The sequence below is a fragment of the Amycolatopsis umgeniensis genome (assembly GCF_014205155.1).
Taxonomy (GTDB): Bacteria; Actinomycetota; Actinomycetes; order Mycobacteriales; family Pseudonocardiaceae; genus Amycolatopsis; species Amycolatopsis umgeniensis.
Window position 1 is genome coordinate 6,139,490 of the sequence record NZ_JACHMX010000001.1, and the last position, 23,999, is coordinate 6,163,488.

19 protein-coding genes and 2 pseudogenes are annotated in these 23,999 nt (G+C 70.6%); 14 read left to right on the forward strand and 7 right to left on the reverse strand.

Going from position 1 to position 23,999, the window contains the following annotated elements; genetic code table 11:
• Positions 1-30: 30 nt before the first annotated feature.
• The 3 genes and pseudogenes from HDA45_RS42495 to HDA45_RS28880 form a co-directional block, all read left to right on the forward strand.
• Positions 31-822: pseudogene (locus tag HDA45_RS42495) on the forward strand (ABC transporter ATP-binding protein); the annotation flags it as partial.
• Positions 823-1,275: 453 nt separating this feature from the next.
• A pseudogene (locus HDA45_RS42500) lies at positions 1,276-1,794 on the forward strand (ABC transporter permease); the annotation flags it as partial.
• A gap of 28 nt (positions 1,795-1,822) precedes the next feature.
• The gene (locus HDA45_RS28880) at positions 1,823-2,797 is read left to right on the forward strand and encodes a glycine betaine ABC transporter substrate-binding protein (RefSeq protein WP_184900566.1); all 975 of its coding nucleotides are present in this window, start codon (positions 1,823-1,825) and stop codon (positions 2,795-2,797) included.
• Between the two features lie 13 nt (positions 2,798-2,810).
• Here HDA45_RS28880 and HDA45_RS28885 read toward each other — a convergent pair whose 3' ends face one another.
• Positions 2,811-4,253, reverse strand: coding sequence for an alpha/beta hydrolase family protein (locus tag HDA45_RS28885; RefSeq protein WP_343072180.1), 1,443 nt, complete (start codon positions 4,251-4,253; stop codon positions 2,811-2,813).
• A 242-nt stretch (positions 4,254-4,495) separates the two neighbouring features.
• Between HDA45_RS28885 and HDA45_RS28890 the strand changes: the two genes are divergently transcribed.
• The 4 genes from HDA45_RS28890 to HDA45_RS28905 all read left to right on the forward strand — a co-directional run bounded on the left by HDA45_RS28890 (position 4,496) and on the right by HDA45_RS28905 (position 10,255).
• Positions 4,496-5,668: a sensor histidine kinase gene (locus tag HDA45_RS28890; RefSeq protein ID WP_343072181.1), complete on the forward strand. Its 1,173-nt coding sequence runs from the start codon at positions 4,496-4,498 to the stop codon at positions 5,666-5,668.
• Positions 5,665-6,324, forward strand: a complete 660-nt coding sequence (locus HDA45_RS28895) for a response regulator transcription factor (RefSeq protein WP_184900570.1) — start codon at positions 5,665-5,667, stop codon at positions 6,322-6,324. Before HDA45_RS28890 ends, HDA45_RS28895 begins: the two co-directional genes overlap by 4 nt.
• 110 nt (positions 6,325-6,434) lie before the next feature.
• A complete protein-coding gene (locus HDA45_RS28900; protein WP_184900572.1) occupies positions 6,435-7,556 on the forward strand; it encodes an epoxide hydrolase family protein in 1,122 nt (373 codons plus the stop codon).
• A gap of 92 nt (positions 7,557-7,648) precedes the next feature.
• Positions 7,649-10,255, forward strand: coding sequence for a DNRLRE domain-containing protein (locus tag HDA45_RS28905; RefSeq protein WP_184900574.1), 2,607 nt, complete (start codon positions 7,649-7,651; stop codon positions 10,253-10,255).
• Between the two features lie 21 nt (positions 10,256-10,276).
• Here the strand turns inward: HDA45_RS28905 and HDA45_RS28910 are convergent, their stop codons facing one another.
• Positions 10,277-10,723: an anthrone oxygenase family protein gene (locus tag HDA45_RS28910; protein ID WP_184900576.1), complete on the reverse strand. Its 447-nt coding sequence runs from the start codon at positions 10,721-10,723 to the stop codon at positions 10,277-10,279.
• A 464-nt stretch (positions 10,724-11,187) separates the two neighbouring features.
• On the opposite strand from HDA45_RS28910, the gene HDA45_RS28915 reads away from it, so the two are divergent.
• Genes HDA45_RS28915 through HDA45_RS28940 form a run of 6 tightly spaced genes read left to right on the forward strand, consistent with a single transcriptional unit; the run spans position 11,188 to position 16,335 of the window.
• The gene (locus HDA45_RS28915) at positions 11,188-12,522 is read left to right on the forward strand and encodes an ATP-binding protein (protein WP_184900578.1); all 1,335 of its coding nucleotides are present in this window, start codon (positions 11,188-11,190) and stop codon (positions 12,520-12,522) included.
• Positions 12,519-12,947, forward strand: coding sequence for a roadblock/LC7 domain-containing protein (locus HDA45_RS28920; RefSeq protein ID WP_184900580.1), 429 nt, complete (start codon positions 12,519-12,521; stop codon positions 12,945-12,947). The genes HDA45_RS28915 and HDA45_RS28920 overlap by 4 nt, the downstream gene beginning before the upstream one ends.
• Positions 12,944-13,297, forward strand: a complete 354-nt coding sequence (locus HDA45_RS28925) for a DUF742 domain-containing protein (RefSeq protein WP_184900582.1) — start codon at positions 12,944-12,946, stop codon at positions 13,295-13,297. Before HDA45_RS28920 ends, HDA45_RS28925 begins: the two co-directional genes overlap by 4 nt.
• The gene (locus HDA45_RS28930) at positions 13,275-13,871 is read left to right on the forward strand and encodes a GTP-binding protein (RefSeq protein ID WP_184900584.1); all 597 of its coding nucleotides are present in this window, start codon (positions 13,275-13,277) and stop codon (positions 13,869-13,871) included. The genes HDA45_RS28925 and HDA45_RS28930 overlap by 23 nt, the downstream gene beginning before the upstream one ends.
• Positions 13,868-15,247: a cytochrome P450 family protein gene (locus tag HDA45_RS28935; protein WP_184900586.1), complete on the forward strand. Its 1,380-nt coding sequence runs from the start codon at positions 13,868-13,870 to the stop codon at positions 15,245-15,247. Before HDA45_RS28930 ends, HDA45_RS28935 begins: the two co-directional genes overlap by 4 nt.
• Positions 15,229-16,335: a cytochrome P450 gene (locus tag HDA45_RS28940; protein ID WP_184906147.1), complete on the forward strand. Its 1,107-nt coding sequence runs from the start codon at positions 15,229-15,231 to the stop codon at positions 16,333-16,335. The genes HDA45_RS28935 and HDA45_RS28940 overlap by 19 nt, the downstream gene beginning before the upstream one ends.
• A gap of 132 nt (positions 16,336-16,467) precedes the next feature.
• Here HDA45_RS28940 and HDA45_RS28945 read toward each other — a convergent pair whose 3' ends face one another.
• Positions 16,468-16,662 carry a hypothetical protein gene (locus tag HDA45_RS28945; protein WP_184900588.1) on the reverse strand — a complete coding sequence of 65 codons (195 nt, stop codon included), beginning with the start codon at positions 16,660-16,662 and terminating at the stop codon, positions 16,468-16,470.
• A gap of 187 nt (positions 16,663-16,849) precedes the next feature.
• Positions 16,850-19,876, reverse strand: a complete 3,027-nt coding sequence (locus tag HDA45_RS28950) for a BTAD domain-containing putative transcriptional regulator (protein ID WP_184900590.1) — start codon at positions 19,874-19,876, stop codon at positions 16,850-16,852.
• Between the two features lie 181 nt (positions 19,877-20,057).
• Between HDA45_RS28950 and HDA45_RS28955 the strand changes: the two genes are divergently transcribed.
• Positions 20,058-20,708 carry an LmbU family transcriptional regulator gene (locus HDA45_RS28955; RefSeq protein WP_246480824.1) on the forward strand — a complete coding sequence of 217 codons (651 nt, stop codon included), beginning with the start codon at positions 20,058-20,060 and terminating at the stop codon, positions 20,706-20,708.
• Between the two features lie 7 nt (positions 20,709-20,715).
• Here HDA45_RS28955 and HDA45_RS28960 read toward each other — a convergent pair whose 3' ends face one another.
• The 3 genes from HDA45_RS28960 to HDA45_RS28970 are packed head-to-tail and all read right to left on the reverse strand — an operon-like array spanning position 20,716 to position 23,984.
• The gene (locus tag HDA45_RS28960; protein ID WP_184900592.1) at positions 20,716-22,353 is read right to left on the reverse strand and encodes an AMP-binding protein; all 1,638 of its coding nucleotides are present in this window, start codon (positions 22,351-22,353) and stop codon (positions 20,716-20,718) included.
• Positions 22,350-23,741 (reverse strand): AMP-binding protein, encoded by a 1,392-nt coding sequence (locus HDA45_RS28965; protein WP_184900594.1) that lies wholly within the window; start codon positions 23,739-23,741, stop codon positions 22,350-22,352. The genes HDA45_RS28960 and HDA45_RS28965 overlap by 4 nt, the downstream gene beginning before the upstream one ends.
• A gap of 12 nt (positions 23,742-23,753) precedes the next feature.
• A complete protein-coding gene (locus HDA45_RS28970; protein WP_184900596.1) occupies positions 23,754-23,984 on the reverse strand; it encodes an acyl carrier protein in 231 nt (76 codons plus the stop codon).
• Positions 23,985-23,999: the final 15 nt, after the last annotated feature.

Here is a 23,999-nt window from a genome sequence, read left to right on the forward strand (position 1 = left end):
GCTTCGGGGACGTCCGGGGGAGCAGCCGGAATGGGCGGCGAGACGATCGAGCTGCGGGACGTCAGCAAGCATTACCCAGGACGGGCGGCACCGGCTGTCGAAAGCCTGACGATGCGAATCCCCGCGGGCGAAATCGTCGTGCTGACCGGTCCGTCGGGATGCGGCAAGACGACGACCATGCGGATGATCAACCGGCTCGTCGAGCCCACCGCGGGCGTCGTCACGATCGGCGGCACCGACGTGTCGGCGCTCGACCTCGACGAACACCGGCGCAACACCGGTTACGTCATCCAGCAGATCGGGCTCTTCCCGCATCTGCGTGTGGACGCCAACATCGGCGTTGTCCCGCGGCTGCTCGGCTGGACTCGACGACGTATCGCCGACCGCGTGCGCGAGTTGCTCGGCGTCGTCGGCCTGACCCGCGAACACGGCATCCGGTACCCGCGTGAGCTTTCCGGCGGCCAGCAGCAGCGCGTCGGTGTGGCGCGGGCGATGGCCGCGGATCCGCCGGTCATGTTGATGGACGAGCCGTTCGGCTCCACCGACCCGATCACGCGCGCCCGGCTGCAGGATGAATTCCTTCGCCTGCAACGGGAAGTACGCAAGACGATCGTGTTCGTCACGCATGACTTCGACGAGGCGGTGAAGGTCGGCGACCGGATCGCCGTGCTGCGGCCGCGGTCGGTGATCGCGCAGTACGACACGCCCCAGGCGATCCTCGCCGCGCCCGCGGACGACTACGTCGCGAGTTTCGTCGGCTCGAAGCGGAACCTGAAGCGGCTCGCGCTGATCCGGGTGGGTGACCTGGACCTCCGGCCGGCGGCCGAGCCGGACGGCCTGCCTCCGGTCCGGCCCGACGACACGCTCCGGGACGTACTGGATGTCATGGTGCGGACGGGTAGTACCGCGGTCGTGGTCACCGAGGACAGTGCCGCGAGGCCGCTGGGGGTGTGCGACGCGCCCAGTCTCGTCGCGGCACTCCAACCTGCCGACGAGGCACCCGCGCCCGCGATCCCGGACGCCGAGGAGGCGCCTGAACCGGGCACGGACGCCACAGCGCCCGCACGGCCTCGTCGGCGTCGGCTCGGACTGCTGGTGCGCCCGGTCCTGCTGATCCTCGCCTTGCTGGCGCTCTTCATGATCGTGCGTGCGCACCCGATGGACTCGATCGAACAGCGTTTCCTCAACCCCGGCGAGATCCTCACCGAACTGGGCGCGCATCTGCGGCTCACCCTGATCTCGACGGTGTGCACCATCGCCATCGCCCTCCCGCTCGGCATCCTGCTCACCCGCTCCGGAGCCCGCTGGGCGAGGCCCATCGGCCTGGGGCTGGGCAACCTCGGCCAGGCGATCCCGTCGATCGGGCTCGTCGTGCTGCTCGCGCTCTGGATCGGCACGGGCACCGCGACGGCGGTGACGGCGCTCGTCGTCTACGCGACCTTGCCGGTGCTGCGCAACACGATCGTCGGGCTCGACGGCGTCGACCCGACCCTCGTCGACGCCGCGCGCGGGATGGGCATGGGCAAGACGGCCATCCTGTGGCGGATCGAACTGCCGCTGGCCGTCCCGGTGATCCTCGCCGGGATCCGGACCGCGCTGGTGCTCACCGTCGCGAGCGCGACGCTGGCGACGTTCATCGACGGCGGCGGTCTCGGCGGCGGGCTTGTCGCCGGGATCGGTTTGTACCGCCCGATCCTGAGCCTGACCTTCGGCATCATCGTCGCCGCACTGGCGCTTTTCGTCGACTGGCTGGGGCTGGTCGCCGAGGAGGTACTGCACCCGCGCGGAATGTAGCCCGACCGACTTCAAGGAGGACCAACCCATGCGGATGCTCCAGCGCACGACAGCCGTTGTGCTCGCGCTCGTCGCGTCAGCGTCGCTCGCGGTCGGCTGCACGATCGGCAAGGACGAGACCGGCGCCCAGGTCGGCGCGGGATCCATCAAGAAGATCGACGCGCTCAACGGCGTCCAGATCCGGGTCAGCTCCAAGGAGTTCGACGAGCAACTGCTGCTCGGCCAGATCGCCCTCGTCGCACTGCAGGCGGCCGGGGCGAGCCCGCAGGACAAGACCAACATCACCGGCTCGAGCAACGTCCGCCAGGCGCTCACCAGCGGCGCGGTCGACCTGTACTGGGAATACACCGGCACCGCCTGGATCAGCTACCTCACCCAGACCAAGCCGATCAGCGATCCGCAGGCGCAGTACGAAGCGGTCAAACAAGCCGACATCGCCAACGGCGTCACCTGGTGGGCACGCTCGCCGGCCAACGACACCTACGCCCTCGCCGGCAACCCGGCGACACTGGCCCGGACCGGCGTCAAGACGCTGTCCGACTACGCGGCACTGGTGAAACAGGACCCGGCCGCGGCCTCGACCTGTATGGGGCCGGAGTTCAAGAGCCGGGACGACGGGTTCCCCGGCCTGGCGAAGACCTACGGGTTCACCCTGCCCGATCCGCAGGTGCACCTGCTCAACGACGCCGTCGTCTACCCGAGCGTCGGCAAGGGGGACCCCTGCGGCTTCGGCTCGGTCGCCTCCACCGACGGGCGCGTGGCCGCGCAGAACCTCACCGTGCTCGAGGACGACAAGCACTTCTTCCCGACGTACAACCCCGCCATCTCGATCGCCACTCCGCTCGCCCAGAAGTACCCGCAGCTGGAGCAGGTCTTCACGCCGATCGCCGCGAAGCTCGACACCGCGACGCTCACCGACCTGAACAAGAAGGTCAGCGTCGACGGCCAGAAGGCCGCCACGGTCGCCCACGACTGGCTCAAGTCGGCGGGCTTCATCAGCTGAACCGTGGTGCCGATCATCGGGAGTCCTGGCGGTGGACGCTGAGTTCGCCGTAGGCGGGCAGCACGACGGACAGGTCGGTGGAGGCGCCTCGGAGAACGGTGTCCAGGAAGGCCAAAGTGGCCGCGGCGACGACTCGCGGGCTCTCGGTGCGGCCCAGGGAACCGACTATCGAGGGCACCGGTGGCAGGTACAGGGGACCGTCCGTGAACGTGAGGTGGGCCGCGCCGGGGATGGTGAGCCGGTAGCTCACCGAGGTGTTGCGCTCGAACACCTCGGTGAGGCGGGGCAGGTAGCGCGGGTCGGTGCCCGGGGTGATGGCCTGGGTGAGCGCGAGCGCGGGCCGGTCGAGGGCGGGCGATACCGGGCCGTGCGGGTAGCCGTCCAGATCGATGACGGCTGCGAACCGGCGGTCCTGCCGGACGACCTGCAGCGCGGCGGCGCCACCCAGGGAGTGACCGGTCGCGGCGACCCGGCCGGTGTCCAGACGTCCGGCCAGCGGGTCGGCCCGGTCGAGATCGACCAAGCGGGTGAGGACGAAGCCGAGGTCGGCGACTCGGATCGCGGTCCAGCCGGCCGCCAGCTTCTCGTCCTCACCGCGGTCGCCGCTCGAGACGGTCTCGGTGGTGATCGTCCGGCCGTCGGCGAGGACGACGGCGGCGGAGTCGTACGGGTGGTCGAGGGCGGCGACCACGTAGCCGTGGCTGGCCAGTTCCTCCGCCCACGCGGTGTTTTGGGTGCGCACTCCGCTGGACCCGGGGGAGAACAGCACGAGCGGGAACCGTCCTCCCTCCCGGGCGACAGGGGCGCCGAAGACCGAATGGGTGCGGGCGCGCGGAACGTCGTCCATCAAGAACCCCGGCAGGCCGGTTCCGCGGGCGAGGGCTTCGGAGACGGTGCGTGCTTCGTCCTCGGTGCGTCCGAGGTAAGGGGCCCGCGGCGCGTCCCCGGGGCTGTTCTGCGCGGGGTACCAGAGCTGGGCCACGACCGTGCGCCGGTCGAGCGGATCGGCGGTGAAGGTCTCGGGGCGGAGCGGGTCGGTCCACTGCAGCACGCGGGTGCCGACCGCGAAGGGCCCCGAGGGGCCGGGGAACACGGGGACGGGAAAGGCCCAGGCGGCCAAGGCGCCCGCGGTGATCAGCCCGGCGCAGGCCATCGATCCCGGCAACGCGAGCCACCAGCGGACCCGCCGTACTGGCCGGCCGGAACGCCGTCGCAGTACGGGGGAGAAGGCGAACGGCGCCGCGAGGAGGGCGCCTGTCAGTACCGGCAGCAGCTGCCAGCGGATCCCCGTCACGCCCAGCGCGATCACGGACGCCAGGAGAGCCACTCCCGCCGCGATCGTGGCACGTGGACGGGCGGCGGGCGGAAGCCAGCGCGCCACCACCAGCGCGACGGCACCGAGCAACGCAAGGATTTCCAGGAGGGACAGGTTCAGTCCCGTGATGATCTCGGTCACCCGGCCATCCTCGGCGCCGGGAAGGCGGGGCCACATCGCTCCCGGGGCGCCATCGCCGGGCGACCGTGATCGCAATTCCGGGCACGTCGCATGCGACGGGAGTGGCAATCGGACAGGCCGGATCGGTGGTCCGGTTGAGACCGCAGGAGGTGGTGGAACTCCTCCTCAGGTCTCATCCCGGCCGGGTGCGGTCAGACGCCGGGCTCATGTGCGTGGCGGTGCGCCCGGCTTACGATCATCGGGTGCGTTCTGCGAGAACAGCCGTTCGGCGCCGGGTTTCCCGGCTGCCACCGGTGGTGCGGGGTTCGCTGCTGCCGGTGCTGCTCCTGCTCAACGTCGTGACCACCCGGCCGCCGCGAGAACTGCCGGTGGCCGTGACCTTCACCGTCGTCCTCATGCTGCCCCTGGTGTGGCGGCACCGGGCGCCGCGCACGGTGTTCGGTGCCGTGGCGGCCGTGGCCGCGGTCCAGTGGCTGCTGGACGTCCAGCTCCCGGCGGACATCGCCCTGCTGGTGGCTCTCTACACGGTGGCCCTGCACTCGGACCTGCGCGACACCCTGGTCGCCGGCGCCGTCCTGGAGGCAGGGGGCGTACTGGCCTGTCTGCGCTGGGCCACCGATGGCGCGTTCCTCACGCCGTTCGTCGCGGTCACCGCGATGATCGTCGCCGTCGGCGTCCTCGGTGTGCACGTGCGGACCCACCGCGCCTACCTCGCGGCCGTCGAGAAACGAGCCGTGCGCTTGGAACGGGAACACGATCAGCAGGCGCGGGTGGCCGTCGCCGAAGAGCGGACCCGGATCACCCGGGAGATGCACGACATCGTCACCCACAACCTGTCCGTCATGGTCGCGCTCACCGACGCCGCCGTCTACGCACAGCACCGGTCGCCCGGCAAGGCCACCACCGCGATGCTCCAGATCTCCGAGACGGGACGGCAGGCCCTGACCGACATGCGGCGTTCCCTGGGCCTCCTGCGCACCGGCGAACCGGACGCGCTGCGGCATCCGCTGCCCGGGATCAGCCAGCTGAAGACCCTCGCCGACCAGATGTGCGCCGCCGGGCTGCCGACCCGTATCGACCTCCGCGGCGGCCACGCCCACGTACCCGCCACCGCGCAACTGACCGTCTATCGCCTGGTCCAGGAAGCCTTGACCAACACCCTCAAACACACCCCCGCCGGCACCGAAGCGAAGGTCCGGATCGAGTGCTCGACCGAGACCGTCACCGTGGACGTCACCGACAGCGGCCCTCGCCCGCCAGCCCTCGCCACCACCCGGTCCGGCCACGGCATCGCCGGCATGCGAGAGCGCGCGGCCGCCTACGGGGGGACGTTGCGGGCAGGACCGCTCCCGAGCGGCGGCTGGGGTGTCCACACCCGCCTGTTCCTCGCCGGCAGCGGGGTGGTGTCCGCATGACGATCCGCATCCTCATCGCCGACGACGAAGCGTTGCTCCGCATGGCCTTCAGCACGGTTCTGGAAGCCCAGCCCGACATGGCGTCGGTCGGCGAAGCCGAAGACGGCGCCCAGGCCGTCCGCCTCACCCGGGAACTGCGCCCCGACGTCGTCCTCATGGACGTCCGGATGCCCGGGACCGACGGGATCGAAGCGACCAGGCAGATCATCCAGAGCTGCCCGCAGACCCGGGTGCTGATCCTCACCACCTTCGATCTGGACGAGTACGCCTTCGCCGGGCTCAAGGCCGGAGCCTCGGGATTCCTGCTGAAGAACACCAGGCCCGAGGACCTGCTCACCGCGATCCGCCACGTGGCCGCGGGCGACGCGGTGGTCTCCCCGCGGATCACCCGCCGCCTGCTGGAGAAGTTCCGGCCGCACATCCCCGCCGACAGCACCGGACGCGACGAGCGGCTGAGCCGGCTCAGCGCCCGTGAACACGAGGTGCTCGTCCAGGTGGGCGCCGGCCTGTCCAACTCCGAGATCGCGGCGACCCTGTACCTCGCGGAGGCGACCGTGAAGTCGCACCTGGGGCGGGTCCTGCAGAAACTCGAGCTCCGCGACCGGATCCAGGCCGTGATCTTCGCCTACGAGAGCCGCCTCATCCACCCCACGTGATCAGGTGCCGCGGCCTGGAGTCGATCACCGGCGGCACGGGGTGGTCACGCAGTCGGAGCGTCCGCGCGAGCCGCAACCTGACATCATCCGAGGAAGGAAGGGATCCCGCCATGGTCGCCGAGCCGTTCAAGGCCAGCATCACCGAAGCCGAGATCGCGGATCTGCGTGAACGGTTGCGACGGACGCGGTGGCCCGAGCCCGAGCCGGTGGACGACTGGTCGCAGGGGTTGCCGCTGGCTTACGCGCAGGAGCTGTGCCGCGGCTGGGCCGAGGACTACGACTTCGGGTTCGCCGAGCGCCTGAACGCCTTCCCGCAGTACCGCGACACCGTCGACGGGCTGGGCATCCACTTCCTGCACGTCCGCTCGCCGGAGCCGGACGCGTTCCCGCTCGTGCTCACGCACGGGTGGCCGGGTTCGGTGCTGGAGTTCCTGGAGGTCCTCGGCCCGCTGACCGATCCGCGCGCGCACGGCGGTGATCCGGCGGACGCGTTCCACGTGGTCGCGCCGTCGTTGCCCGGCTACGGCTGGAGTGACAAGCCGTCGACGACCGGGTGGGGCGTCACGCGCACCGCGCGGGCCTGGGACACGCTGATGGTTTCGCTGGGCTACGAGCGATACGGCGCGCAAGGCGGTGACTGGGGTTCGGCGGTGTCCGGTGCGCTGGGCGAGGTGGCACCCGAGCGGGTCGCCGGCGTCCACCTGAACCTGGGGTCCGTGGCGGCGGGCACCTTCGACGACCCGACGCCCGCGGAGCTGGCGAACCTCCAAGCAGAGAAGGAGTTCCAGCGCACCGGCCGGGGGTACTCGGCGATCCAGGCCACCCGCCCGCAGACCCTCGGCTACGGCCTCACCGACTCCCCGGCGGGGCAGGCCGCCTGGATCGCCGAGAAGTACTGGGCCTGGACGGATCACGGGGGCAGTCTCGAGGACGCGTTGCCGCGGCAGAAGATCCTCGACGAGATCTCGGTCTATTGGTTCACCGCGTCGGCCACGTCGTCGGCGCGTCTGTACTGGGAGAGCTTCGCCGGCTTCCGGGACAAGGTGACCGCGCCATCCGGACTGTCGGTCTACCCACGTGACATCACCCGTCCGTCGCGGAGGGAGGCCGAACTGCGGTTCACCGACCTGCGCTGGTTCGAGGAAATGCCGCGAGGCGGCCACTTCGCCGCCCTGGAGCAGCCGCAGTCACTGATCGAGCAGGTGCGCGGGTTCTTCCGCCTCTTCCGCTGACCTGCGGTCGCGGTCCGGCTTCGAGCGGGCGGCAACCAATCCTCCCCCGCAGGCGTGTTCGTCATGCCTGTACGGACAAGGGGAGGGCCAGCATGACCTTACGAAGATCACTGACGTTGCTCACCGTCGCGCTCGTGATTGCGCCGACCGTCACCGGTGGCGCGATGGCGGCAGCGGAAACCGCCGGTCAACAGCGTTCCGAGGTGACGCTGTCCGCGACGTCCTGGGGTCACGTCGACTCGGCGACACCGACCACCGCCTACTTCAAGCCATCCGGCACCTTGCCGATCGGTACGTGGGACACCACACCGCACCGCCAACGCTCCTACGTGAATTTCGACCTGAGTTCGTTGCGGGGAGCGCCGTTCACGACGGTGCTGCTGTCGGCAGGCGAGACGCACTACGTCGGCTGCGACAGCCGCGCCACCGAGGTGTGGCGGACCTCCGCCTACACGAAACAGTCGACCTGGCAGAACCGCCCGGCGGAGCGGACACGGGTAGCGTCCAGGGGTGCCGACGGCACCTGCGTCGACAACGACGCCACGTTCGACGTCACCGCCGCGGTGCGGGACGCGGTCGCCCACAAGGTTCGTCATCTCACGCTGGGCCTCCGTGTCGCCGAAGCCCACGAGGCGGACCCGGCGTTCTATCGGCGGATCGAGGCCCCGGCGACGCTTCGGGTGGTCAACAACGCGCCGCCCGCGAAGCCGACCGACCTCCGCACCAACGACGAACCCTGTGCCAAGGACGGCATCGGAGCGCTGGCGAGCCGCCAGTTGAAGCTGAGCGCACAGGCACCCGACCCGGACGGCGACAGCACGTCCGGGCAGTTCAGTTGGTGGCCGGTGGCGGACCCGTCGCAACGGCACACGGGTGTCGGGCCGGGCAACCCCGTCGAGGCGTACCCGGACACCTCGGCCCTCGCCGACGGGACCTACGCGTGGGAGGTGTACGCGCAGGACAACTGGGGCGCGAAGTCGTCCACGGCCGGCCCGTGCCGGTTCACCGTCGACCGCACGGATCCGAAGGCGCCTGCCGTCGTCTCCGCGACGTACCCGGCGGACACCGAGGGCGGCGGGGTCGGTGTGGCGGGTGAGTTCACCTTTTCCCCCAACGGCTCCACCGACGTCGCGCGGTACGACTACAGCTTCGGCGCGGACACGCGGGAGATCGCCGCGGGTCCCGACGGCACGGCCACCGTCAGCTTCACGCCGACGGCCAACGGCTGGCATTCGGTGGTCGTGCGGGCGTGGGACCGGGCGGGCAACCTCTCGCTCAGCACCTACCACTCGTTCATCGTCAAGGAGACGCGGCCGACGGTCACGTCCGACCGCTACCCGCCGCAGGGCGGCCCGGACGGCGGCATCGGCGTGCCGGGCGTGTTCCGGTTCGCGCCGGGGACGCCGAACGTCGTGGCGTACGACTACCGGCTGGACGACGGCGCGTCCGCCACGGCAACGGCAGGCCCGGACGGCGTCGCCGAGGTGACGATCGCGCCGGCCACCGGTGGTGATCACGTGCTTTTCGTGCGCAGCACCGACACCTCGGGCGTGAAGTCGCCGGAACGGGAGTACCGGTTCCTTGTCGACGCGTCACCGGTGGTGAGCGGGCCCGAAAACGTCGAACTCGGCACGTCGGCCACGTATACGGCGAAACCGAGAATGCCGGGCGTGGCCGAGTACGACTACTGGTTCGCGAGTGCCGAGAGTACTAAGTGGACGGTCAAGGCGAATGCCGACGGAACCGCCACGCTGCCGGTCGAATTCACCTCGGCCGACCAGAACGTGCTGCGGGTGCAGGCCCGCGACGCGTCCGGCGGGCTGTCCCCGGTGACGGAGAAACGGTTGTGGCTCAACACTTGGCGACCGACGATCGGCTACGAGGGCGACATCGGGACGGAGGGTGGGGCGGCCACGTTCACCTTCACCACCCCGATGCCGAACGCCGTGGAGTTCGAGTACTGGCTGACGGCGGACCCGGCGACCAGGTGGACCGTGCCGGTCAGCGGTAACACGGCGACGGTGAGCTACACCCCGCCGAGGATCGGCGACTACGAAATGCTGGCGCGCGCGAAGAACACGGCGGGCGTGTGGTCGGCGGCGGACGACATCACGTGGACGGTGACGAATGATCCGACGGTGACCTCGAAGGAGTTCCAGACGAACGGGCGGGTGTTCCCCGGCACCTTCACGTTCGAAGCCCGCCAGCCGGGCGCGGTGGCGTTCGAGTACTCGTTCGGCTGGGGTCCGTTCCAGCGGATAGCCGCTCAGGACGGACGCGCCGTGCTGGCATGGACTCCCCCGCTGCCACCGGAAGGCTCGGCGTACCACAATCTGCGGGTGCGTACGGTGACCGCCGACAATGTCTCCTCGCAGGAGAAAACGTACTACTTCAACATATTGAGCGCGCCGTACGTGTCTTCCAAGGAATACCCGGAAGGCGAGTGGTCGGGCGGTGCCGGTGTGCCGGGGACGTTCACCTTCACGCCGGGTATGCCGGGCATCGTCTCGTACACCTACCACGTCCGGAACGACTGGGGTGCCGTGACAGAGGAGGTCACCGTACCGGCGGACGGTTCGGGTGCGGGGACGATGACGTGGACCCCGTCTGACCGAGGCGTCTTCTCGGTCTTCGTGCGGGGCAACACGGCCGACGGCACCAGGTCGGGTGGCATCGGCTACCCGGTGTACGTCCGCTAGTGAGGGGTCCCTGGTCGGCTCTCAGGCAAGAGCGACGACCAGCAGGGCGAAGGCGGCGATGATGACGGCGACGCGGATGTAGTGGAGGCGGTCCCAGCGGTTCATCTGCTGCTTCCAGTCGGCGGGCCGGTTCTCGGCGGTCCACGTCTTGCCCCGATTGTTGATCGGGACGAGCAGCAGGAGCGACATGACCACGCTGACGATCAGCAGCGCGCCGGCGGCGGCGACGAGTCCGGCGCCGGCGTGCTGCCATCCGGCGATCGCCCAGCCCGCGACGAGGATGAGCGAACCGATGTACCAGACCGGCATGACGGCGCCGAGCATCCGGCCACCGTGGGCACGGCCACGCACCATGCTGTCGTCGGGGAGCGCGTTGAGGATCGGGTTGATGACGAACGCGACGGAAAACTCCACGCCCACCATCAGGCCGACGATCACGGTGGTGACGATCTCGAGTGTCGTGAGCATGACTGTCCCTCCTGAAATCTAGCGTTGCTAGGTCGAGAGGCGACGCTAACACTAGCGTCGCTAGATTGTCTAGCGGCGCTAGGTCTTCGGCGTCGCGGTGAATCGGCTGTACCTCTTCGGCGAAGAGGTACAGCCGATGACCGGGATCTGTCCGGACGGTCCGACAACGCCCTCATCGCAGGCCGCGGCTGTGAAGTCCACATAGGACATACGACCGGTGGCGGGTGTTCCTCGGGCACGGAGATTCGCCCGCGGCGATGCCGTTGGGGCACGGTGCGGAACTTTCCCGCGCGGCTTGCCCTGCACAGAACCATTTTTGTCTCGGGAAGCGGCTGCCGCTCACGGCGTGTTTGCGCTACGGTACTCGCTGCTGATGACGTCCTTCGATCCCCGATGCCGTGGAGCTGCCGCATGATCCCCGGGCTCGGCCCAGGCGTCCTTGCCCTGTCGATCGTGAGGATTTCATGGAGTACCCCCTGCTGACGGCAGCGCTGGTCTGCGTCTCGCTGCTCGCCGCGGCCCTCGCGCTGCTGCTGGTGCGCCAGCGCCGGGTCACCGTCAACGCCGCCCGTCGTGGTGAGCAGCTGCTGGCCGAACTCCGCGCTCGCGAGGAGGAGAACCGGCACTTGCTGCACCGGCGGTTGCCCGCGATCGTCGAGGCGCAGGCCAACCAGGCCGTGACCGTGCCCGGCCCCTTGCGCGTCTTCAACGGCGAGGACCCCCACCGCGAACTGCTCGTGGTGATCAGCGAGCTGACCGGCCAGACCCGCCGCAACGCCGCCGAATCCGCCGCCGCCACCCTGCGCGCGATGATGCGCACGGTGCAGAACCTCGCGGGGGAGCAGCAGGTGCTGATCTCGGCGATGGAGGAGCACCACGACGATCCCGACGTGCTCGACGGCCTGCTCGGCCTGGATCACGCGAACTCGCAGCTGGGCCGTCGTGCTCAGGCGACCGCCGTGCTCTGCGGTTCGTGGCCGGGCCTGCAGCGTTCCGCCGCGACCCTGACCGACGTGGTGCGCGGGGCCACCGGCCGCATCCGCGACTACGCGCGTGTGCAGATCCCGGCGCCTTCGGACACCGCGGTGGTCAGCCAGGCCGTGGAACCGGTGGTCCTCGCGGTGGCCGAGCTGCTGGACAACGGCGCCCGCCACTCGCAGCCCGGTTCGCCCGTGCAGGTCAGTTTCCAGCAGGCGCACAACGGGCTGGCGATCGTCATCGACGACGCCGGGGTCGGCATGACGGTGGAAGCGGTGCAGCGCGCGGGCTGGCTGCTGGAAGGCCACGGCGGTCAGGACATCGCCGCGCTCGGTGTGCCGCCGCGGATCGGGTTCGCCGTCATCGGCGTGCTTTCCCAGCGCTACGGCTTCCGTGTCTCGGTGGACATGCGCTCGCCCTTCGGCGGGGTGCGCGCGGTGCTGTTCCTGCCGGGCGAGCTGCTCACCCGCGCCGCCGTCCCCGTGCCGCAGGAAGTCCCGTCGCTGGCCGCGCCGGCCAGCCCGGCCGCGATCGCCCCCAGCCCGGCCCCGCACTTGCGCGTTCCCGCGCCGGAACCACAACCGGCCGAACCGGCCGAGGAACTGGGCACCACCGAGCACGGCCTGCCCCGCCGTCGCCGACGCGCCCCGGTGACCGGGGCGGCCACCACCACGTTGTCGGTTCCGGTGCCGCCGCCCGCCGCGCCGGAACCGACCGGGTCCCCGGTGAACCACAGCCCGGTCGCCACGGCCACGGCCTGGCAGCGCGGCACCCGCCAGGGTCGCGCTTCTTCCACCGATGACGAAAGGGATTTCCAGTGAGCGGCTCCGTCACCACCAACAACCGGTTGGGCTGGATGCTCGACCAGGCCCTGCAGATGCCGGAGACCATCTCCGCGGTGCTGCTGTCGGCCGACGGCCTGCTGATGGCCCATTCGCAGGGAATCACCGTGGAGGACGCCGAGCGCACCGCCGCCGCGGTCTCCGGGCTCCAGTCGCTCGCCCGCGCCACCGGCGAGTTCTGCCGTCAGCCGCCCGAGAAGTGGCGGCAGACGCTGATCGAATTCGACGGCGGGTTCGTCTTCCTGACCTCCGCGGGACAGGGCGCCTACGTCGCCGTGTCCACCACCGGCCGGGTGGACATCGAGGGCGTTTCCTCGCGCTTGCAAGAGCTGGTGCAAAGACTCGGCCAGGAACTCACCGCGCCACCGCGCTTTCCGGCCGAGGGACCTGGCAACCCGGCATGAGCGGGCAGCGGGGGGAACGGGCGCTGGTCCGGCCGCACGTGGTCACCGAGGGCCGGGCCCATCCGACCCGCAACACCCTCGACGTGGCCACCGTGGTGCTGGCCACCTGGGCGCCGGTGACCGGGCTGAGCCCGGAAAAACGACGGGTGATGGAGCTGTGCCGGGGCGGCGCGCTGGCCGTCGCGGAGGTGGCAGCGCATCTCAAGCTGCCCACCAGCGTCACCAAGGTGCTGTTGTCGGACCTGCTCGACAGCGGGCACATCGAATCACGGGCTGCGGTGCGCGAGACCGAGGTCCCCGACCAGCAACTCCTGCAGAAGGTACTCGATGGCCTCCGTGCTCTCACCTGATCGCTACGTTTCCGCCACGGTCCGGACCTCGGTCAAGATCCTCATCGTCGGCCCGTTCGCGGTGGGGAAGACCACCTTCGTCGGCACGCTCTCGGAGATCCGCCCGCTGCGCACCGAGGAGCGGATGACCCAGGCGGGCGCGCTGGTCGACGACCTGTCCGGCGTACGAGGCAAGGACACCACCACGGTGGCCATGGACTTCGGACGCCTGACACTGAGCGACGAGGTGGTGCTCTACCTCTTCGGCGCCCCGGGGCAGCAGCGGTTCACGCAGATGTGGAAGGACCTCGCCCACGGTGCGCTCGGGGCGCTGGTGCTGGTCGATCCCAGCCGCCTGCAGGACTCGTTCGACGTGATGGGCCTGCTGGAGGAACTGGACCTGCCCTACGCGGTGGCGGTCAACCAGTTCGACGGCGCGCCGCGTTTCCCCGAAGCCGAGCTGCGCGAGGCGCTCGATCTGCTACCCCAGACCCGGCTGGTCACCTGTGACGCCCGCGATCGCGCGTCGGCTGCCTCCGCGCTGATCAGCCTGGTCGACTACCTGTTCACTCCCGTCCGCCAGGAGCATTCGTGACCGTTCCCGCCACCCCGCCCCCCGGTTGTCCCGCGCACGCCACGCGCACCCCGCTCCACGACGAGGAGTTCGCCGCGAACCCGGCGAGGGTCTACGCGCGGATGCGCAAGGAACACGGCCACGTCGCGCCGGTCGAGCTGGCGCCGGGGGTGAACGCGAGCCTGGTGCTGAGTTACGAGGCCGCGCTGGACGTGCTGCGCTCCCCGCAGACCTATCCGCGGGACCCGCGCCGCTGGCAGGCCAATCAGCGGCCGGACAACCCGGTGATGCCGATGATGGGCTACCGGCCGAACTGCCTGTTCACCGACGGCGCGGTGCACGCGCGCTACCGCAGCGCGGTCACCGACAGCATCTCGCGGGTGAACCCGCACGCCCTGCTGGACTACGTGGAGAAGGCCGCGCGGGAGCTGATCGCGAAGTTCTCCCGGAACGGCCGGGCGGACCTGCTCACCGAGTACGCGGGAACCCTTTCCCTTCAGGTGTTCAACCATCTCTTCGGCTGCCCGCCGGAACTGGGTGACCGGCTCACCGCGGGGATGCGCGGGATCTTCGACATGGTGGACCCGGAGCGCGCCAACGCCGAGCTGACCGCGGCCATGCTGGACCTGCTGGCGCTCAAGCGGCGGCAGCCGGGCCAGGACGTGCCCTCGTGGATGATGGCGCATCCCTCAGGGCTGACCGACGAGGAGATGCTGCACCAGCTGGTGCTGCTGATGGGCGCGGGCACCGAACCGCAGCAGAACCTGATCGCCAACGGGCTGCGGCTGCTGCTGGTGGACGAGCGCTTCGCCGGGGACCTGGCAGGAGGCAGCCTGCACGTGGAGGACGCGCTGGAGGAGATCCTCTGGAGCGACCCGCCGATGGCCAACTACTCCGCCGGTTACCCCTATCCGGCGGCCGACCTGATGGGCGCGCGGCTGCCTGCCGACGAGCCCGTGGTGATCAGTTTCGCCGCCGCCAACACCGATCCCGAGCTGGGCGAGGCCCAGCGGGCCGGTAACCGGGCGCATATCGCCTGGAGCGCCGGTGTGCACTCCTGTCCGGCGCAGGGCCCGGCACGGCTGATCGCGACCACCGCCATCGAGACCCTGCTCGACGCGCTGCCGGATCTGCGCCTGGCCGTGCCGGACGCCGAATTGCGCTGGCGGCCGGGCCCGTTCCACCGCGCGCTGGCCGGTCTCCCGGTCCTGTTCACCCCCGTCGTCGCACCGGTCACCCCCGTTCCCGACCCGACAGGAGAGCACCCATGGCACCAGCCCGCCCGTTCGTCCTCGATCCCAACGGCCGTGACATCCACACCGAAGGCGCCGAACTCCGCGCCCGCGGAGCCGCGACACTGGTGGAACTCCCTGGCGAAGTGGTGGCGTGGTCAGTAACCCAGCCCGAGCTGCTGCGGAAACTGCTGTCCGACCCGCGGGTGTCGAAGAACCCGAACCTGCACTGGGCGGCCTACCGCGACGGTGAGATCCCCGAGGACTGGCCGCTGCGGATCTGGGTCTCGGTGCAGAACATGTTCACCGCCTACGGCGGCGACCACCGGCGGCTGCGTTCGCTGGTGTCGAAGGCGTTCACCCCGCGCCGAGTGGAAGCACTGCGGCCGTGGATCGAGGAGCTGACCACCGGCCTGCTGGACCGGCTCGCCGCCGGGCCGGATTCGGTGGACCTGAGGGAGAATTTCGCCTACCCGTTGCCGATCGAGGTGATCTGCCAGCTGTTCGGCGTACCCGAGGAGCACCGGCCGGATCTGCGACGCGCGGTGGACGGGGTGTTCAACACCTCGCTCAGCGCCGAGGACGCGCAGGCGAACGGTGTGCTGATGTACGGGATTCTCGGGCAGTTGGTGGCGAACGGGCGGGAGAACCCCGGTGAGGACCTCGCCAGCGGCCTGATCGCCGCACGGGACGAAGACGGTTCGGTGCTGGAGGAGGCCGAGCTGATCGACACCCTGATCCTGATGATCTCGGCCGGGCACGAGACCACGGTGAACCTGCTGCACCACGCGATCCTGGCGCTGCTGACGCATCCGGAGGAGCTGGCGAAGGTGCGCTCCGGGGAGCACACCTGGGCCGAGGTGATCGACGAGACCATGCGGTGGCAGGCGCCGATCGCGAATCTTCCGCTGCGGTACGCGGTGGAAGACCTCGAGATCGACGGAGTGCACATCAAAGCGGGCGAGGCGATCCTCGCTTCGTACGCGGCGGCGGGCCGCTCGCCCGAGGTGCACGGTTCGGACGCGGACGAGTTCCGGCTCGCGCGGGAGTCGAAGAGCCAGCACCTGTCGTTCGGGCACGGGGTGCACTACTGCCTCGGTGCGCCCTTGGCGCGACTGGAGGCGGAACTCGCACTACCGGCGCTGTTCGAACGGTTCCCCGAGCTGACCCTGGCGTCGGAGGTTTTCGAACTCGAGAAGATGCCGTCGTTCATTTCGAACGGGCACACGAGTCTTCCGGTACGCCTCAAGTGAATGCGGTGAGTGTGGCTTTCGCCGCGGATCCGCGGCGAAAGCCACACTCACCGAGCCATTGCGCGAAGGTTGGTTCCGACGACCCGCTCCGACGGAAGGCCGCGGTCCCGCCGGCGGGACAGGCGAAATGGGTCAGGACGCCGGCGTTTGATTCGGAACGCTCGACCCGACGTAGGTGTCCTTCGGTCCCGAGGTGCCGTTGTCGGCGCTCCGCCATTCCTGGCCCGAGTCGATGATCGCGCTTCCGCCCGCGAGGCAGGCCACTACGAGAGCCGCCGCGGCGGCCAGGCGCTTGTACTGACCTCTGCCCGCTTTTTCGTTCGACAAAAGAGAACCATCCTTCGAATTTTGTTTCTCGCCCCCTTGGCTCTCTCAGGATGCAGGATCCGGTCCTGGGGGCGCCACAACGATGGCGCGAAAGGACAGGGGATACAGCTGAATGAACATCTCTCGAACGGGGCGGCGTTCTTGCTCGTTTTCGCTTGCCGTTCTTCGGTAAAGTATCCCGCTTTGCCTATTCGGTCGCCGCGGGAAAGTTCCCCGGGTGTTCTGTCCGGGCGTTCCGCCCGATTTCGCAGAGGAGGGCGTGGACGTCGTCCGCGTCGGGCAGGCCGAGCCGGACGAAAAGGGCATGGGCTCGGCGCAGGTGGATTTCGGCGTCGTCCATGGCCCCGCGCGCTTTGAGCGTGCGGCCGAGCACGGTCAGCGCATGGGCGAGATCTCGGTCGATTCCGAGTTTTTCGCAGCTTGTGACGGCTTCGGTGGCGCGGTTTTCCGCTTCCTCGAAACGGCCCATCGCCCGAAATGTCTCGGCCATCCGGTAAAGCGAATGCGACGCTCGGTCCGGCATGCCGGAATCGCGGCTTATGTCCAGGCAGGCCGTGAAATGGGTGATCGCCTCGTCGTGACGATCCAATTCGTGGAGCGCGAGGCCGAGGACGTAATGCGCGGACGCACTGCCCGGCCGGTCGCCGAGGCTTTCGGTGAGACGCAACGCCTCTTCGCACGCCGGTATCGCTTCCGCCGCCCGGCCGGCGCGAACCCTGGTCAGGCTCGCGTTGAGGCTCGTCAGCGCCGCCGCCGAACGATGGCCCAGTTCGCGGGCCAGCTCCGTGGATTCCTCGTAGCAGGCCAGCGCCTCCTCGAAGCGGCGTAGGTACTGGCAGGCCACGCCGAGGCCGTTGAGCGCCTGCCGGAGGATGTTCTTCTCGCCGGTGAGGCGGGAGATCTCGACGGCTTCGCGTGCGCGTCGCGCGGCATCGGCCGGCCGGGAGGCACGGAGGGCGGCGATGGCCAGGATGAGCAGCGCCCTGGCCCGGCAAGGGGCGCAGTCCCGGCGTTCCGCGTCGGCCAGCAGCAGCTCCGCGGTGGCGGCGAGGCGGGGATAGCGGGCGTCATGGCTGAGCGGGCTCGTGCACAGCAGGAGATCCGCGGCGGCCCGCGACCAGCTCGGCTCTCCGACGTCCGGGTGTGCCACCGCGCGGCGGGCGGCGGCCGTGACGGTTTCGAATTCGTCGTCGGCCCATTTCCTGGCCTCGTGGCCGTCGGCGAAGGTCTGCCCGGGGTGGGGCAGCGGCATCGCGATGTCGGGCACCGGATCGCCGGGCACCACGTGCGCCAAGGCCGCACACGAGGTCGTCAGCAGGTACGTGAGGAGGTTCCGCAGCGCGTCGTCCGCTTCCGCCGGATGCTCCCCGGCCCGCTGGGCGGCGTAGACCCGGACCAGATCGTGGTAGCGGTAGCGGCCGGGCGCCGGGGATTCGAGCAGGGCGGCGTCGACGAGGGATTCCAGCAGCGGTTCCGTCACCGCTTCCGTGGTCGCCAGCAGGGCGGACGCCGAGGCCAGGGAGATCGCCGCGACGCCGGGGACCGCGAGAAGGCGGAAGGCCCTTGCCTGATCGGGTGTCAGTTGCTGGTGCCTGGTCGCGAAAACGGCCTCGATGGCGAGGTCTCCGACCCGCAGCTCGGCGAGGCGGCGGCGCTCGTTGTCGAGCCGGTCGGCGAGCGCCTGGAGGGTCCAGCCCGCGCGCGCCGCCAGCCTGTTCGCCACGATGCGGATGGCCAGCGGCAGCAGTCCGCAGGCCTCGACCAGCCGCCGTGCCGCCTCGGTTTCGGCCGCGACCCGGTCCGCGCCGACCACGGTGCCGAGCAGGTCGAGCGCTTCTTCCGTGGTGAAGGTGTCCAGGACGAGGTGCGAGGTGAGCGGCAGGCCCGCCGGGACGACGCGGGTCGTGAGGACGACAGCGCAGCTCGGCGAACTGGGGATCAGGTCCCTGATCTGGGCGGCGTCGAGGACGTTGTCGAGGACGAGAAGCACCCGTCGGCCGTCGAGCACGGACCGCAGCAGCGCGCTCCGGTCCTCGAGCCGGTCCGGCACCGCTTCCGGGCCGATGCCCAGCGAGGTCAGGAAGCCGGCCAGCACGACGCCCGGCTGCACCGGGTCTTCGCCTTCGCCGCCCAGGTCGGCGTGGAGCTGGCCGTCGGGGTAGGAGTTCCGCACCAGGTGGGCGGCGCGCATCGCGAGCGAGGTCTTCCCGATCCCGCCCATCCCGACGACCGCCGCGACGGCCGGGGTGCTGCGCTCGGCGTCCTCCAGATGCGCGGTCACCAGGTCCAGGCAGGCCGCCCTGCCGACGAAATCCGGGAGGGTGGGCGGGAGCTGGTGGGGAACGGGCAGGCCGGTGACGGTGGCCGCGTCGGTGCCTCCGGAGGTCTCGGCGGGCGGCTCCGCGTCGGGTGCCCGCCGTTTGGCCTCGGTGTCTTCGCCCGCGAGAAGCTCGGCGTGCAGCGCGGTCAGTTCGGGGCCCGGCTCCACGCCGAGTTCGTCGATGGACCGGCGCCGGAACCGGGCGTGGACGCTGAACGCTTCGGCCTGGCGTCCGGCCAGGTGCAACGCGCGCATCAGCAGGCCGTGCGGGCGTTCGCGGAGCGGATGCGCGGCGGCCAGTTCGGTCAGCGCCGGGATGGGCGGCCGCTCGTCGAAACGGAGCTGGATGGCCAGCAGCTCTTCCAGCGTGGCCACCCTCAGTTCGCTGAGCCTGTCCCGCTGGATCTGGGCGAACGGCCCCGGAACCCCGGCCAGCGGATCGCCGCGCCACAGATCCAGTGCTTCCTCGAGCAGAGCGCGTGCCTGTTTCAGCGATCCGTCGGCGCGGGCCTGCGCGGCGCGGCCGATCGCCGCCTCCGCGCGCCGCAGGTCCAGCGCGTCGGGCGGAAGGTCGAGGCGGTAGCCGTCGCCGGAGGAGACCAGCACGCGCGGCTGTGACGGGTCGGGTTCCAGGAGACGGCGCAGCTGCCAGGCGTAGGTGCGCAAGGTGCGGACGCCGCCACCGGCGGGCGGGTACTCCCAGACCGCGTCGACGAGCTGCCGGACGGAGACGGTGCGGCCTGCCTGCAGGAGGAGGTACGCCAGCATCGCCTGCTGCTGCGGCGGACCGAGCTTGATCTCCTGACCGCCCCGGCTCGCGTTCATCGCGCCGAGCACGCCGAACCGTGGTGGCGCGGTGCCGCCGGAGGTGTCCGCGCTTTCCGGCTCTCCCACTGACTCCAGCTCCTGCTCCCGCGTGCTCGCCCGCGGTGATCGGACCGTCGAGCACGAGATCCGTGTCTGGTCAATGACTGCGTGGACTCCGTGTGGATCATACGTGGAACGCGCGTCGGCAATCTGGAACGGGCCCGTCCGACCCTTTTTCCATGCCCTTTCGAACACCAGGAGCCAGCCCATGACGCAGCGGGACGAAAACGAAACTCCCGTCGAGACCCCCGCGCGCCGCGACCGGGAGGTGCTGATCTCCCCGACCGGGCTGATGCTGCCCCGCGACCTGAGCTACGACAGCTGGGCGCAGACCGGGGTGAAGGTGGCGCGGATCGCCAATTCGTCGGCCTGGTGCCTCGGCGACTGGCTGGTGTGCGGCCAGCAACGCTATCCGGATCGCTACCAGCAGGCGGTGGCGCTGGTGGGCCTGGAGTACCAGACGCTGCGGAACTACGCCTGGGTGGCCAGACGCGTCGGGGCCGCCGTCCGGCGCGCCGCCGTCAGCTTCCAGCATCACTCCGAGGTCGCCTCGCTCCCGGCCGAAGCGCAGGATCAGTGGCTGCGCCGCGCGGAACAGGGGAAGTGGTCGCGCAACCAGTTGCGTGCGCACCTCAGGCAGTCGAACCAGGACGGAACCGCCCAGCAGGTCAAGCCGGACGCGCCGAGGCAGCTGCCGAAGATCCACGTCCGCGGCGAACGACTGGCCTGGTGGCAGGCGGCGGCCGAGCAGCACGACGGGGATTTCCAGAACTGGGTCGTCGCCGCGCTCGACAAGGCGGCCGGTCAGGTCCTGACCGGCCCGGCCGTCGTGGGTCCCCGGGAACCGGTCGCGGGATGACCGGTGCTCAGCGCGACGCCGGCGGCCACCGCACGGACAGCGAGCCGTCGGCGTACGCGCGCCTGGTCTCGGCGACCCGCACTTTGCCGCTCGTCGTCAGGGGCAGCTCGCCGGGGGCGAGCAGGGCGACGTCGGAGACGTACAGCTCGAGCCGGTCGGCCAGTCGCAGCCTGACCAGCCGGGCGAGCTCGGCTCCCGCGCCGTCGTCCCAGGGCTGCCGCGCCTCGGCCACCAGGACGACGCGGTCCGGCTCGGTGACGAAGGCGGCGCACCGTCCCGGCCGGAGCCCCGGCACTTCCGCGCAGGCGGCGATGACGTCGGCGGGATGGAAGTTCCGGCCGTGGCAGACCAGGACTTCGTCGGCGCGGCCCAGCACGAACAGCTGCCCGTCGCGCAGGAAACCGCGATCGCCGGTCGCGTGCCCGCCGGTGCGGCCGCCGGGTGTGGCCGGCCAGTAGCCGTCGAAGAGCTGTGGGCCGGAGATGACGATTTCCCCGATTCCGTCGGGGTTCGGATTCCGGATGGTCACCTGCGTCCCCGGCAGTGGCGCGCCGGAGGAGAGCAGCGTGGTGACCGGCTCGCCGGATCGCGGCGGCCGGATCCGGACCTGGTGCAGGGCGTCCCGCCCGACCGGCAGCCGCAGCGGGCGGAGCTCCGGCGAGCACGTGGTCACCGTGAGAGTGGCTTCGGCCATTCCGTACGACGGGCAGAAGGCGTCCGCCACGAATCCGGCCTCGGCGAAATGAGTGGTGAAACGTTCGGCCGTGGCGGCTCGCACGACTTCGCCCGCGTCGCGCGCCACCCGCCAGGCCGACAGGTCGAACTCGCGGACGTCGGCGGCGGGGACCCGGCGGACACACCGGTCGTAGGCGAAATCCGGTGCGCTGGACAGGGTTCCGCGCGTCACCGAAATCGCGGAGAGCCAGGCGGCGGGTGCCGCCGCGAACTCGCGGGGAGACATGAGGACGGAAAGGTAGCCACTGAACAGGGGCCGCAGTACCCCGGTGAGCAGGCCCATGTCGTGGTGCAGCGGCACCCAGGTGACCGCTGTGTCGGCAGGACGCTCCCGGTAGGCGACGGCGGCTTGCGCGCAGCCGGCTCGCGACGCCCGATGGCTGATGGCGACCCCTTTCGGCGTCCCGGTCGAGCCGGAGGTGTACTGGAGGAAGGCGAACCCGGCCGCCGCGCGCGCCCCGCCCGGAACGGCCCGATGGCCGCGCAGCTCCTCCCAGCTCCGGACGGGGCAGCGCAAACCGGCCTCCGCCACCAGCGCGCGCAGCGGCGCGGCCCATCGCTCGACGGTGATCACCACGGCGGGACGGCAGTCCGCCACCATGCCCAGCAGCCGCAGTTCGACGGCCTGCCGCCGGGAGCCGCCGAAGGCCGGAGCGGGAACCGGGACGAGACCCGCCTCGTGGCACGCGAGGAAAGCGGCGGTGAAGGAAACGTCGTTGGGCAGCGAGAGGATCGCGCGATCACCGGTCGCGGTGCCGGTGCGGAGCCCCGATCCGGCCCTTCTCACCAGGTCGCCGAGTTCCCCGAAGGTGAACTGTTCGCGCACCGAACCGTCGCTCCAGTGGGCGACCGCCGGTGCGTCCGGCCGCAGCCGCTCGTGTTCGGCGAGTCCGGTCAGCGCCGGCGTCACCGCCCGATCCTCGCGGCGCGGCTCTCGAGCGCGGCGCGCCGGATCTTGCCGCTCGTCGTCCGGGGCAGGGCGCCGGCGGGTTCCAGAATCACCTCCGGGCACTCGAAACCGAGCCGCGCCGCGGCCTCGGCCACCGCGCCGTCCGGTCCGGGAGCCGGGTCGGGGCCGATTTCCACGAAGCACACCGGACGGCGGTCGCCGAGCACGACGACGTCGACGACGCCGGGCAGGAGCCGGATCTCGTGCTCCAGCCTGGCTCCGGGCAGCAGTCGCGGTTCGGCGGCCCTGCCGATGATCGAGAGATACCCGTCGGCGTCCAGGAAACCGGCGTCCCCGGTGTGCAGGAGCGCCTCTTGCGCGGTCCGTTGGTCCACGGCCCGCAACCAGGCGCAGATCTCACCGATCTCGCCGTCGGGCACGGCCCGGCCCTGGTTCCGGATCTCGAGCCGGATCCCCGGCAGCGCGCGTCCCACCGAACCGGGACGTTCGAGCCATTCCGGTGTGGTGATCTCGGTCAGCACACTTTTCGAAGTGCCGTAGTACTCGTGCAGCACCGGGCCGAGCAACCGGATCACGGTGCGTTTCATCGCGGGCGGGCACGAGGCACCACCGTGGAAGACGACCCGCGGCCGGTGCCGTGGGGAGAGGCCGGCGGCGGCGACGTCCAGCAGGTGGTCCGGGCTGAGGAAGGCGCTGTCGACCCCGTGCTCGTCGATCAGCCGGATGAACGTGTCCGCGGACCAGTTCCGCTGGACCACGACCGCGCTGCCCGCCTGCAGCGCGTAGAGCGCCGGGCCGAGCGTGCCGAGGAAGAAGTTGGCGTTCGCCATGAGATGGGGCCCCATCTCCGGGCCGGCGCCGTACCGCTCGTCGACAGCCACCCCCCGGTAGGACCGATGCGGGCGGGCACGGAACACGGCCTGGGGAACACCCGTGGTCCCCGACGTCACGTAGGCGAGGTAGCCCGCGGCACACGACGGTTCCTCGTCCGGAACGTCCTTCGCGACCAGTTCGTCGTCGAGGACGACCGGACAGGCCGAAGGGGGGACGCCGATGGTGATCGGCGTGTCCGTGACGTGCAGGACGACGTCCAGATCGACCATGATCGGCGGACCGAGCGGGGACTCGACGTCTTCGCGGCCGATCGGGAAGAGCCCGTAGCCGTAGCGCAGCGCCGCGAGCGCCAGCGCGAAGAACCTCGGGCCGGCGGCGAGGTCGGTGGAGAGCATGCTCCCCTCCGGAAGCCCGCGGTCGCGCAGGCCCTGGCCCAGCAGATCGGCGCGCCGGGCGAGCCAGCCGAAATCGCACTGCTCGTCGTCCGCGATCACGGCGACGCGGTCCGGTCGGTGCCGCGCGGATCGCCACGGGCTCCAGAGGTGGGTTCGCACGAGTGGTCTCCCTCAGCTGCGTAGGTGTGCGTCGAGAATTTCCGCCAGGGCGGCGAAATCGGCCGAATCGGTGACGATCTCGGTCTCCACTTCGCGGTCCAGCGCCTCTTCCAGCCCCGCGGCGAGTTCCACCGCGGCGATCGAGTCCCCGCCCAGCGCGAAGAAGTTGTCGGAAGGTTCGGTCCGCCTCTCGAAAACGGCGGAAGCGATGGCGAGTACCTGGTGCAAGGTGGCGCCGGACATGGTCTCTCCTCGGTC